At 61.4% G+C, this 12,845-nt stretch carries 9 protein-coding genes; all 9 read left to right on the plus strand.

Annotated elements, in window-relative coordinates:
- The first annotated feature begins 68 nt into the window (after positions 1-68).
- The 9 genes from alg8 (at position 69) to HX792_RS04735 (ending at position 12,831) form a co-directional block, all read left to right on the plus strand.
- On the plus strand, positions 69-1,550 hold the full coding sequence (gene alg8, locus HX792_RS04695; RefSeq protein ID WP_176994998.1) for a mannuronan synthase: 1,482 nt from the start codon (positions 69-71) through the stop codon (positions 1,548-1,550).
- 36 nt (positions 1,551-1,586) lie between these two features.
- Positions 1,587-2,753, plus strand: a complete 1,167-nt coding sequence (locus HX792_RS04700; RefSeq protein WP_176994999.1) for an alginate biosynthesis protein Alg44 — start codon at positions 1,587-1,589, stop codon at positions 2,751-2,753.
- 141 nt (positions 2,754-2,894) lie between these two features.
- The gene (algK, locus tag HX792_RS04705; RefSeq protein ID WP_176995000.1) at positions 2,895-4,271 is read left to right on the plus strand and encodes an alginate biosynthesis TPR repeat lipoprotein AlgK; all 1,377 of its coding nucleotides are present in this window, start codon (positions 2,895-2,897) and stop codon (positions 4,269-4,271) included.
- Entirely contained in the window at positions 4,268-5,755 is a 1,488-nt protein-coding gene (locus HX792_RS04710; RefSeq protein ID WP_176995001.1) for an alginate export family protein, read from the plus strand. Before algK ends, HX792_RS04710 begins: the two co-directional genes overlap by 4 nt.
- The gene (gene algG, locus HX792_RS04715; RefSeq protein ID WP_176995002.1) at positions 5,755-7,344 is read left to right on the plus strand and encodes a mannuronan 5-epimerase AlgG; all 1,590 of its coding nucleotides are present in this window, start codon (positions 5,755-5,757) and stop codon (positions 7,342-7,344) included. Before HX792_RS04710 ends, algG begins: the two co-directional genes overlap by 1 nt.
- Before the next feature lie 11 nt (positions 7,345-7,355).
- A complete protein-coding gene (locus HX792_RS04720) occupies positions 7,356-8,804 on the plus strand; it encodes an alginate O-acetyltransferase (RefSeq protein ID WP_176995251.1) in 1,449 nt (482 codons plus the stop codon).
- Between the two features lie 8 nt (positions 8,805-8,812).
- Positions 8,813-9,922, plus strand: a complete 1,110-nt coding sequence (locus HX792_RS04725; protein WP_176995003.1) for a mannuronate-specific alginate lyase — start codon at positions 8,813-8,815, stop codon at positions 9,920-9,922.
- A gap of 180 nt (positions 9,923-10,102) precedes the next feature.
- Positions 10,103-11,635 (plus strand): MBOAT family protein, encoded by a 1,533-nt coding sequence (locus HX792_RS04730; RefSeq protein WP_176995004.1) that lies wholly within the window; start codon positions 10,103-10,105, stop codon positions 11,633-11,635.
- A gap of 11 nt (positions 11,636-11,646) precedes the next feature.
- Positions 11,647-12,831 carry an alginate O-acetyltransferase gene (locus HX792_RS04735; protein WP_176995005.1) on the plus strand — a complete coding sequence of 395 codons (1,185 nt, stop codon included), beginning with the start codon at positions 11,647-11,649 and terminating at the stop codon, positions 12,829-12,831.
- Positions 12,832-12,845: the final 14 nt, after the last annotated feature.

Genomic DNA, 12,845 nt, shown 5'->3' on the forward strand with positions numbered 1-12,845 from the left:
CCAGGCGGCAGGCGTTTCCATCCCCAGCGCCTGCCGCCTGGAACCTCCTTCACCTTCGGATGACGCTTATGTCCAAGTTAAAACATGTACTACTGCAATCCGCCGGCTGGCTGTTCTTCCTCAGCCTGCTGATGGGACTCGCCCTGCTGCTGCCGGCGAGTACGTTCGACTCGGAGTCGAAGAATTTTATTTTCCTGATTGGCGCCGTCGGTATCTGGCGCTACTCGATGGGTGCTACGCATTTCTTTCGCGGCATGCTGTTTTTGTACGTGGTCTACCCGCACCTGCGCCGCAAAGTGCGCAAACTGGGCAAGGCCGCCGACCCGTCCCATGTGTTCCTGATGGTCACCAGTTTTCGTATCGACGCGCTGACCACCGCGCAGGTCTACAGCTCGGTGATCCGCGAAGCCATCGAATGCGGTTTCCCCACCACCGTGGTGTGCTCGCTGGTGGAAATGTCCGATGAACTGCTGGTGAAAAGCCTGTGGGAACGCATGAACCCACCGGAGCACGTGAAGCTCGACTTCGTGCGCATCGCCGGTACCGGCAAGCGTGACGGCCTGGCCTTCGGTTTCCGTGCCATCTCCCGCCACCTGCCGGATGACCGCGCCGTGGTCGCCGTGATCGATGGCGACACCGTGCTCGCCGAAGGCGTCGTGCGCAAGACCGTGCCGTGGTTCCAGCTGTTCGGCAACGTCGGTGGCCTCACCACCAACGAATTCTGCGAAGTGCGTGGCGGCTACATCATGAGCGAATGGCACAAGCTGCGCTTCGCCCAACGCCACATCAACATGTGCTCCATGGCCCTGTCCAAGCGCGTGCTGACCATGACCGGTCGCATGTCGGTGTTCCGTGCCAGCGTAGTGACTGACCCGGGCTTTATCGCCGACGTGGAAAGCGACTCGCTGCAACACTGGCGCCTGGGCCGCTTCAAGTTCCTCACCGGTGACGACAAGTCCAGCTGGTTCAGCCTGATGCGCCTGGGCTACGACACCTTCTACGTACCGGACGCCGCGATCAACACCGTGGAACACCCGCCGGAAAAAAGCTTTATCAAGGCCAGCCGCAAGCTGATGTTCCGCTGGTACGGCAACAACCTGCGCCAGAACTCCCGCGCCCTGGGCCTGGGTGTGCGCCGCCTCGGTCTGTTCACCAGCATCGTGCTGTTCGACCAGCGTGTGTCGATGTGGACGTCCCTGCTCGGCCTGACGGTCGCGTTCATCGCCACCTTCAAGTACGGCGGCGCGTTCATCCTCGCTTACCTGCTGTGGATCGGCATCACCCGCCTGATTCTCACCCTGTTGCTGTCGTGTTCCGGCCACAAGATCGGCCCGGCCTACCCGGTGATTCTCTATTACAACCAGATCATGGGCGCGCTGGTGAAGATCTACGTGTTCTTCCGCCTTGATCAACAGTCCTGGACCCGCCAGGACACCAAACTGACCCGCGATTTGGCCAGCTTTCAACGTTGGTTCAACACCTGGTCGTCTCGGACCATGACCTTCTCCGCCGGCAGCATTTTCGTCGCCGTGTTGCTGATGATGGTCTGACCCTGCCAAGCCTGAATTAACCTAGGAATTACACCGATGAATAGCCAAGCAAACGTCAACGTTGTCCACGAATCCGAAGCCCAGCGCCAACATGCCCGCGTGAAAATCCCGGCCAAGCTGCGCTTTTTCAACACTGACCGCACACCGACCGAAGCACGGGTCATCGACCTGTCTGCCGGCGGCCTGGCCTTCACCTCCACCCAGCCGTTGACCGTCGGCGAAGTGCACAAGGGCCGCCTGCAGTTTGTGATCGACAACCTGGGCCTGGCCATGGACGTGGAACTGCAAATCCGCTCCTACGACCGCCAGACCGGCCGCACCGGTTGCCAGTTCCAGAACCTGGAACCCCAGGACATTTCCACCCTGCGCCACCTGATCACTTCGCACTTGTCCGGTGACATCGTGACCATGGGCGACGTGCTGGCGACCCTGCAACGCGACAACTTCACCAAGGCGCGCAAGGTCAAAGACAGTGGCAGCGGCATGACCGCCTTTGGTCGCCTGCGTGCGGTGACCTTCAGCGCCGGTATCTTCATCGTCGGCCTGGCCGCGTTCGGTTTCGTGTTCAAGTCGGTGTACGGCATGTACTTCGTCAGCCACGCCCAGGCCGGCCTGGTCAGCGTACCCGGCATGAACGTGACCATGCCCCGCGACGGCACCGTGCAAAGCCTGCTCAAAGGTGATGCGGTGGCCGCCAAGGGCGCGCCGCTCGCCACCTTCAGCACCAGCATGCTCGATGTGCTCAAGGGCCACCTGGACGAAGACCAACTGCAACCGGCCAAGGTTGAAGAGCTGTTCGGCAAGCAAATGACCGGCACCCTGACGTCGCCGTGCGACTGCGTGGTGGCCCAGCAAATGGTCGCCGACGGCCAATACGCCAGCAAAGGCGACGTGATCTTCCAACTGGTGCCACGCGGCAGCCAGGCCAACGTGGAAGCGCGCTTCACTTATCGCCAGTTCGCTGACGTGCGCCCAGGTACGCCGGTGAGCTTCCAGGTGGCCGACGAAGAACAGATCCGCACCGGCACCATCGTCAGCAGCACCAGCCTGAACAGCGCCGACCTGTCCTCCGACATCCGCGTACAGATCAAGCCTGACGCACCGCTGGACAGCACCTACGCCGGCCGCCCGGTGGAAGTGACCAGCGACCGTGGCCCTTCGCTGAACTGGCTGATCGACAAAGCCATGGCCAACGGTCTGTAAGCAGAGGACATGCCTGTGAACCCTATTTCAACAACAACACCGGCCAATGTGGGAGCCGGGCTTGCCCGCGATGGCGGTGGTGATTACAACACCGCTATCGCAGGCAAGCCAGCTCCCACACAAAGCAGATCTCACTCAGCCATGGCCTGCTGTGCTCTGGCACTGGCCGTCAGCCTGGCCGGTTGCGCCGGCCTGCCCGACCAACGCCTGGCTAACGAAGCACTCAAGCGCGGCGACACCGTCACCGCCCAGCAGAACTACCAGCAACTGGCCGACCTGGGTTACAGCGAGGCCCAAGTGGGCCTGGCCGATATCCAGGTGACCACCCGTGACCCCGAGCAGATCCGCCAGGCCGAAGCCACCTACCGCGCCGCCGCTGACACGTCGCCGCGTGCCCAGGCTCGCCTCGGTCGTCTGCTGGTGGCCAAGCCCGGTGCCACCGAAGCCGAGCAACACGAAGCCGAAGGCCTGTTGAAAAAGGCTTTTGCCAATGGCGAAGGCAACACCCTGATCCCGCTGGCGATGCTCTACCTGCAATACCCTCACAGTTTCCCGAACGTGAACGCCCAGCAGCAGATCAGCAAGTGGCAGGCCGCGGGTTATCCGGAAGCCGGCCTGGCCCAGGTGCTGCTGTATCGCACCCAAGGCACCTACGACCAGCACTTGGATGATGTGGAGCGCATCTGCAAGGCCGCGCTGAACACCACCGATATCTGCTACGTCGAGCTGGCCACGGTCTACCAGAAAAAAGCCGAGCCGGAAAAACAGGCCGAACTGCTCAAGCAAATGGAAGCCGGCTACAGCCGTGGCACCGTCACCGCGCAACGCGTCGACAGCGTTGCTCGCGTACTCGGCGATGCCACCCTGGGCAAGCCGGACGAGAAAACCGCCCAGGCCCTGCTGGAAAAAATCGCCCCTGGCTACCCGGCGTCCTGGGTCAGCCTGGCGCAACTGCTCTACGACTTCCCGGAACTGGGCGATGTCGACCAGATGATGAAGTACCTGGACAACGGCCGCGCCGCCGACCAGCCGCGCGCCGAGCTGTTGCTGGGCAAGCTCTACTACGAAGGCAAGTGGGTGCCGGCCGACGCCAAAGCCGCCGAGGCACACTTCGAAAAAGCCGTGGGCAAGGAAGTGGCCGCCGATTACTACCTCGGCCAGATCTACCGTCGTGGCTACCTGGGCAAGGTCTACCCGCAAAAAGCCCTGGATCACTTGCTGACCGCTGCGCGCAATGGCCAGAACAGCGCCGACTTCGCCATCGCCCAATTGTTTTCCCAAGGCAAGGGCACCAAGCCCGACCCATTGAACGCCTATGTCTTCAGCCAGTTGGCTAAAGCCCAGGACACGCCAGAGGCCAACGACTTGGCCACGCAACTCGAAGCCCCGCTGACCCCGGAGCAACGCACTCAAGGCCAACGCCTGGTGCAACAAGAGCTGGCCGCCCGCGGCACCCTGGCCCAGAGCACGCTGCAACTGCACGCCCTGGATGAAGAAGACGGCGAGGAATCCCTATGAAGCTCAATCCATTCGTCAAGGCCGGCATCGGCCTGACCTTCGCCTTGTTATGGTCGTGCCCGACCCTGGCTGCGCTCACCGAAGCCAAGAACTTCGGCCTGGAAGTCAAAGCCACCGCGCAGTCCGAAGATGACCGCGACCTCGGCACCCAGAAAGGCGGCGACGTCAACGGCATCGGCCTCGACCTGCGCCCGTGGATCTATGGCGAAAGCGGCGCGTGGAGCGCCTACGCCATGGGCCAGGCCGTGACCTCCAGCGACATCATCGAGACCGACACCCTGCAACAGTCGGCCGACGACACTACAGAACAATCGAGCAACGATGACCGCAAGGCCAAGAAAAACTACCTGGCCCTGCGTGAGTTCTGGGTCGGCTACAGCGGCTTCACGCCCTACCCTGGCGAGATCCTCAAGTTCGGTCGCCAGCGCCTGCGCAATGACGACGGCCAATGGCGCGACACCAACATCGAGGCGCTGAACTGGACTTTCGACACCACCTTGCTCAAGGCCAATATCGGCGCCGCTGAACGCTTCAGCGAATACCGCACCGACCTCAAGGAACTGTCGCCCAAGGACAAGGACCGCCAACACTTCTACGCCGACGCCGCCTACCAGTGGACGCCGGGCCAGTGGATCGGCCTGCGCGGTCACCACACCCATGACGACGGCAAGCTCGACTACGCCGAACCGGGTGTGGCGTCCGACCCGCTGGACAAGCGCGAAAACGGCGACCTGACCTGGCTCGGCATCGAAGCCAACAGCGACGCCTACAACTGGCGCAACACCAACACCGTCAACTACTGGGCCAGCGTCACCGGCATGCAGGGCAACCGCGACACCGTCAACGCGCTGAACGCCGACGGCACCCGCCCAACGAATGCCAAACGCAGCGATGACGTGAACGGCTGGGCCACCGACCTGGGTATCCGCCTGCGTCTGGACCCGCAATGGCAAGTAGGCGCGGCCTATGCCCGCGCCAGCGCCGAGTACGAACAGAACGGCCTGCAAAGCAACCGTTCGAACTGGACCGGCACCCAATCGCGCCTGCACCGCTTCGGCGAAGCGTTCCGTGGCGAGATGAACAACATGCAGTCCATGAGCCTGTTCGGTTCCTGGCAGCTGCGCGAGGACTACGACGCCAGCCTGGTGTACCACAAGTTCTGGCGCGTCGACGGCAACAAGCCAGTGGGCAGCAACGGTATCGATGCGGTGCAGAACAACACCGATGACGTGACCGGCGCGATCCTGTCCAGCACTTCCCTGCCCCTTGAAGACGGCAAGAAAGACCTGGGCCAAGAGATGGACCTGGTCGTCACCAAGTACTTCAAAAAAGGCCTGCTGCCGGCCGCGCTCAGCCAGTCGATCGACGAACCGTCGGCCCTGGTGCGCTTTCGTGCAGGCGTGTTCAAACCGGGTGACGCCTATGGCAGCCAGGTGGACTCGTACATGCACCGCGCCTTTGTCGACGTGATCTGGAAATTCTGATGGGAGCCTGCGCGATGAACCCTCAAGCCCTCAAAGGCTCGGTCAGCCTGCTGGTCGCAGCCATGCTGCTGGCCAGCACTTCGGCCTTTGCCGACGGTGCGGCGGTGAAGGCGCCGACCATCGCCAAAGAGCTGCAACAGGCCAAGACCTACACCATTTCCAGCCCGCCGACGGCGCCACTGGAAATGGATAAACCGGCCCTGCCTGATCTGTCCGGCTACACCGCTGCGGCGATGGAAAAGAAAATCGTGCGGACCAAGCCGGGCAAAATCAGCCTGCGCCGCATGATGCAGGAAGACGCCCTCAAGGACTTTATCGGCGGTGACAACAAGATGGCCGAATGGGTGGTGCGCCAGCACGGCATTCCCCAGGCGATCTTCGTCGATGACGGCTACATGAACCTCAAGGACCTGCTGGGCAAGGTGCCCAAGCAGTACTTCAGCGAAACCTCACCGGGTGTGTTCCTGGCCAAGCTGCCGATTGTGGTCGGGCGCAAAGGCATCCTGGAAATCGACAAGAAGACCCAGGAATTGCGCCTGTCCCAAGAGGCCGGTTCGTTCCTGATCAACGACGGCCAGCTGTTTGTGCGTGACACCAAAATTACCGGCTGGAGCGAAAAGGCCAACGGCCCGGCGCTGTTCAAGTCGCCCAAGGAATTCCGCCCGTTCCTGCTGGCCTGGGGCGGCACCGAAACCTACGTCGCCAACAGCAAGATGGCCAGCTTCGGCTACGCCAACAGTAAGTCGTACGGGGTGAGTATTTCCCAGTACACGCCGAACATGGCCAAGGTGCTCAAGCGCCCGGAACCGACCGGCTGGATTATTGATTCCGAGTTTTCGGACATGTGGTACGGCTTCTACTGCTACGAAACCACCGGTTTTGTGCTCAAGGGCAATACCTACAAAGACAACATCGTCTACGGCATTGACCCCCACGACCGTTCCCACGGCCTGATCATTGCGGACAACACCGTGTACGGCACCAAGAAGAAGCACGGCATCATCATTTCCCGGGAAGTGAACGACAGCTTCATCTTCAACAACCGCAGCTACGACAACCACCTGTCGGGCCTGGTGATCGACCGTAACAGCGTGAACAACCTGATCGCCGACAACGAGATCTACCGCAACCACACCGACGGCATCACCCTCTATGAGAGCGGCGACAACCTGCTGTGGGGCAACAAGGTGATCAGCAACCGTCGCCACGGCATCCGCGTGCGTAACAGCGTGAACATCAAGCTGTACGAAAACACCGCCATGGCCAACGGCCTGACCGGCGTCTACGGCCACATCAAGGACTTGACCGACACCGACCGCGACATCGCCCTCGACCCGTTCGACGCCAAGGTCTCGCTGATCCTGGTGGGCGGTGAGCTGGCCGGTAACGGCAGCGGGCCGCTGTCGATCGACTCGCCGTTGAGCATCGAGCTGTACCGCGTGTCGATGCTGGCGCCGACCAAATCCAGTGGTATCAGCTTCTCCGGCGTTCTTGGTGATCGCCAGGAAGAAATTCTCGACCTGCTGGTGCGCCAGCAGAAAGCCGTGCTGATCGACCCTGTCGAACGCCAGACCGAAATGCAGGACTGAGGATGACCCTTATGCACCCACACATGATCAAACTGCTGAGCCTCTCGGGTCTGACCCTCGGCCTGCTGGCGGCCAGCCAGGGCGTACGCGCCGATGAAGTAAAGGCCCCGACCTTTACTGCCGAACCCTGCTGCAGCCTGTGCCCGGCCGCCCACGATGCGCGCAACTACACCACGCGCTACCAGCAGAACTTCACCACCCTGGTGCAAGCCCAGGGCGACTGGTTGTTCCGTACCCAGGAAGACCTGCGCACCGAGTTCGACACCAGCCCGGCCGGCTACAAGCGCATGCAGCAACTGCACGATGCGTTCAAGGCCAAGGGCGTGGAACTGGTGGTGGTCTACCAGCCGACCCGTGGCCTGGTGAACCGCAACAAGCTCAATCCGGAAGAAAAAGCCAAGTTCGATTTCGACAAGGCCCTGGCCAACTACAAAACCATGCTCGGCCGTTTCGCCAAAATGGGCTACGTGGTGCCGGACCTGTCGCCATTGACCAACGAGCAACTGCCGGATGAACTGCCGGCCCACGATTTCTACTTCCGTGGTGACCAACACTGGACGCCGTACGGCGCCCAACGCACGGCGAAAATCGTCGGTGAAAAAGTGCGCGCCATGCCTGAGTTCGCCGACATTCCCAAGCGCGAATTCGAGACCAAGCGCTCCGGGCGCATGGGCAAGACCGGCACCCTGCACAATATGGCCGGGCAACTGTGTGGCACCAGCTACGCGATCCAGTACATGGACCAGTTCACCACCGAGCCCAAGGGCGAAGCGGGTGACGGCGACCTGTTCGGCGATTCGGGCAACCCGCAGATCACCCTGGTGGGCACCAGCCACAGCGGCAAGAACTACAACTTCGCGGGCTTCCTGGAACAGGAAATCGGCGCTGACATCCTCAACGTCGCCTTCCCCGGCGGTGGCCTGGAAGGCTCGATGATCCAGTACCTGGGCAGCGATGAATTCCAGAAGAGCCCGCCGAAAATCCTCATCTGGGAATTCTCGCCGCTGTACCGCCTGGACCAGGAAACCATCTACCGCCAGATGATGGCGTTGCTCGACAACGGCTGCGAAGGCAAGACCGCGCAGATGACCTCCAGCACCACCTTGAAACCCGGCAAGAACGAATTGCTGGTCAACAGTTCGAACAAAGACCTGCGTAACGCCAGTCACCAGGTTGATATCCGCTTCGCCGACCCGTCGGTGAAAACCTTGCAAGCCACCCTCTGGTACATGAACGGGCGCCACGAGGACCTGAAGATCGAAAAACCCGAAACATCCGATACAGACGGGCGTTTCGCCTTCGAACTGCGCACCGATGAAGACTGGGCCTCGCAGAACTTGCTGGCCGTGGAAGTCCAGGGCCCCGAAGCAGGCCAGGCCGCGCAGAAGGTTGAAGCGAAAATTTGCACACGCAACGTATTCCCAGCCGGTGGTCAACAGACCGCTTCAACTGGGCAATGAGGTTACCTATGCAGAAGTTATTGATCCCAACGTTACTCGGCCTTGCGATCTTCGCAGGCTCGGTTAACGCCGCCGCGCCACTGCGCCCGCCTCAGGGCTACTTCGCCCCGATCGAGGCGTTCAAGACCGGCGACTTCAAGAATGACTGCGACGCCATGCCGGCGCCGTACACCGGTTCGCTGCAATTTCGCAGCAAGTACGAAGGTTCGGACAAAGCTCGCGCCACGCTGAACGTGCAATCTGAAAAAGCCTTTCGCGACAGCACGGCCGACATCACCAAGCTGGAAAAAGACACCAGCAAGCGCGTGATGCAATTCATGCGCGATGGGCGCCCGGAGCAGCTGGAATGCACCTTGAACTGGCTGGCCACTTGGGCTCGGGCAGACGCACTGATGTCCAAGGACTTCAACCACACCGGCAAGTCCATGCGCAAATGGGCGCTGGGCAGCATGGCGTCGGCCTATGTGCGCCTGAAGTTTTCCGACTCTCACCCGCTGGCCAACCACCAGCAGGAATCGCAGTTGATCGAGGCGTGGTTCAACAAACTCGCCGATCAGGTCGTCAGCGATTGGGACAACTTGCCGCTGGAAAAAACCAACAACCACTCCTACTGGGCTGCATGGTCGGTGATGGCAACGTCCGTCGCCACCAACCGTCGCGACCTGTTTGATTGGGCAGTGAAGGAATACAAAGTCGGCGTGAACCAGGTCGATGACCAGGGCTTCCTGCCCAACGAATTGAAGCGTCAGCAACGCGCCCTGTCGTACCACAACTACGCCCTGCCGCCGCTGTCGATGATCGCCAGTTTTGCCCTGGTCAACGGTGTTGATTTGCGCCAGGAAAACAACAGCGCGCTCAAGCGCCTGGGCGACAAGGTGCTGGCCGGGGTCAAAGACCCGGACATCTTCGAGCAGAAGAACGGCAAGGAACAGGACATGAAGGACTTGAAGCAGGACATGAAATTCGCCTGGCTCGAACCTTTCTGCACTCTCTACACCTGCGCCCCGGATGTGGTGGAGCGCAAGCACGGCATGCAACCGTTCAAGACGTTCCGCCTGGGGGGTGACCTGACCAAGGTCTACGACCCGGCGCATGAAAAAGGCAACAAAGGCAGTTAGGTGAATACCCTCCTGTAGGAGCCCGGCTTGCCGGCGATGGCGGCCTCAAGATCGCCATCGCCGGCAAGCCGGACTCCTACAGGAAGGTGGCGTGAATGCTGTACCGCCCCCCCCGAATTTTCGTGGGGGGGTTTGGGGGGGCTCTGGCCCTTGACTGTGATTAAACATGGAGAGATCGGGATGGTTTTCTCGTCCAATGTGTTCCTGTTTCTGTTCTTGCCGATCTTTCTCGGCTTGTACTACTTGAGCGGGCAACGCTATCGCAACCTGCTGCTGCTGATTGCCAGCTATGTGTTCTACGCCTGGTGGCGAGTGGACTTCCTGGCGCTGTTCGCCGCCGTGACGCTGTGGAACTACTGGATCGGCCTTAAAGTCGGTGCAGCCGGCGTGCGCACCAAGCCGGCCCAGCGCTGGCTGCTGCTCGGCGTGGCGGTCGACCTGTGCATCCTCGGCTACTTCAAGTACGCCAACTTCGGCGTCGACAGCATCAACGTGATGATGAAGTCCATGGGTCTTGAGCCGTTCATCCTCACCCACGTGCTGTTGCCGATCGGTATCTCGTTCTACATCTTCGAGTCCATCAGCTACATCATCGACGTGTACCGTGGCGATACCCCGGCCACCCGCAACCTGATCGACTTCGCGGCGTTCGTGGCGATCTTCCCGCACTTGATTGCCGGCCCGGTGTTGCGCTTTCGCGACCTGGCCGACCAGTTCAACAACCGCACCCACACCCTCGACAAGTTCTCCGAGGGCTGCACGCGGTTCATGCAGGGTTTCATCAAGAAGGTCTTTATCGCCGACACCCTCGCGGTGGTGGCCGACCATTGCTTCGCCCTGCAAAACCCGACCACGGGCGATGCCTGGCTCGGCGCGCTGGCCTACACCGCGCAGCTGTACTTCGACTTCTCCGGCTACAGCGACATGGCCATCGGCCTGGGCTTGATGATGGGTTTCCGCTTCATGGAAAACTTCAAGCAGCCGTACATCAGCCAGTCGATCACCGAGTTCTGGCGGCGCTGGCACATCAGCCTGTCCACCTGGCTGCGTGACTACCTGTACATCACCCTGGGCGGCAACCGCAAAGGCACGCTGATCACCTACCGCAACCTGTTCCTGACCATGCTGCTCGGTGGCCTGTGGCACGGTGCAAACATCACCTACATCGTGTGGGGTGCCTGGCACGGCATGTGGCTGGCGATTGAAAAAGCCATCGGCCTCAACACCGCGCCACGCAGCTTCAACGTGGTGCGCTGGGCCTTCACCTTCCTGCTGGTGGTGATGGGCTGGGTGATCTTCCGCGCCGAGAACCTGCACGTTGCCGGCCGTATGTACGGTGCGATGTTCAGCTTTGGCGAGTGGTCGCTGTCGGAACTCAACCGCGCCAGCCTCACCGGCCTGCAAGTGGCAACCCTGGTGGTGGCGTACGCGACATTGGCGTTCTTTGGCCTGCGTGACTTCTACACCAACCGCCCTGCCGAGAAGACCAAGCCGGCCGACCCGAGCCTGATCAAGGCCGTCCCGGGCGACAACCCCGGCAGCATCCACCAGCCCGGTTTCACCGTGGGCCAGGACGCCGCCGTGCAACCGGCCTACTGGACCGCTGACTGGCCACGCTACGCCATGCGCGCGGCAGTGCTGCTGCTGTTCGTGGCGTCGATTCTCAAACTGTCGGCGCAGAGTTTCTCGCCGTTCCTTTACTTCCAATTCTGAGGAAGCCGACCATGACCCGTTCATTACGCGTCCTCTATATCGGCCTGTTCCTGGTGGTGCTGCTGGCCCTGGGCGCCTGGTCGCTGCGCAGTTTCTTCGGCTTCAGCACCAATGCCGACGCCACGGTGCTTAACGGTCGCTGGACCAAAGCCGTCGAGACCCACTACGACGACGAGTTCCCGATCAAGCGCCTGGGCACCAACCTGTGGGCCGCGCTGGACTACAAGCTGTTCAATGAGGGTCGCCCTGGCGTGGTGCTGGGCCGCGATCACTGGCTGTACAGCGACGAGGAGTTCAACCCCGCCGTCAACGAAGACCAGAACCTGCAAGGCAACTACGCGCTGGTCGAAGGCGTGCGCCAGAAGCTCAAGGCCCAGGGCATCCAACTGGTGATGGCGATCGTGCCGGCCAAAGTGCGCCTGTACCCGGAGCACCTGGGTGAGGTGAAACCGGCGAGCATCCACGCCAACCTCTACCAGGATTTCCACGCCCGCGTCGCCGCCGACAAGATCATTGCCCCGGACCTGCTCGGCCCGCTGCAACAGGCCAAGCTGGGCGGCAAGCAGGTGTTCCTGCGCACCGACACCCACTGGACCCCGGACGGCGCCGAGATCGCCGCCAAGCAACTGGCAGCGACCATTCGCGAGAAAACCCCGCTGAGCGGCGAGCCCCAGCGTTTTGTCACCGAGGCCGAGAACACCGCACCGCACAAAGGCGACCTGCGTCTGTTCCTGCCCCTGGACCCGCTGTTCGAAAACCTGATGCCACCTAAAGAACCGCTGGAAAAACGCGTCACGCACCTGGCCGAAACCAAAGGTGACGATGCCCTGTTCAGCGACAGCGAAACCCCGGTGGCCCTGGTAGGCACCAGCTACAGCGCCAACCCTAACTGGAACTTTGTCGGTGCGCTCAAGCAAGCCCTGCAAAGCGACGTGGTCAGCTACGCCGAAGACGGCCACGGCCCGATCCTGCCGATGCTCAGCTACCTCAAAAGCGACGACTTCAAGAACAGCCCGCCCCAGGTGCTGATCTGGGAGTTTCCTGAACGTTATCTGCCCGTGAACAACGAAATCGGTGATGCCGACCCCGCGTGGGTTGCGCAGCTTAAACAAGCCGGTTCGCGCCAACAGAACATGGCACTGAACACCCCAGTTAAAAACCAGAAATCCGAGACGCCCGACCGGGCGCAAAACTGAAAGAGAGGTAACTC

It is taken from the genome of Pseudomonas sp. B6002 (genome assembly GCF_013385985.1).
Taxonomy (GTDB): Bacteria; Pseudomonadota; Gammaproteobacteria; order Pseudomonadales; family Pseudomonadaceae; genus Aquipseudomonas.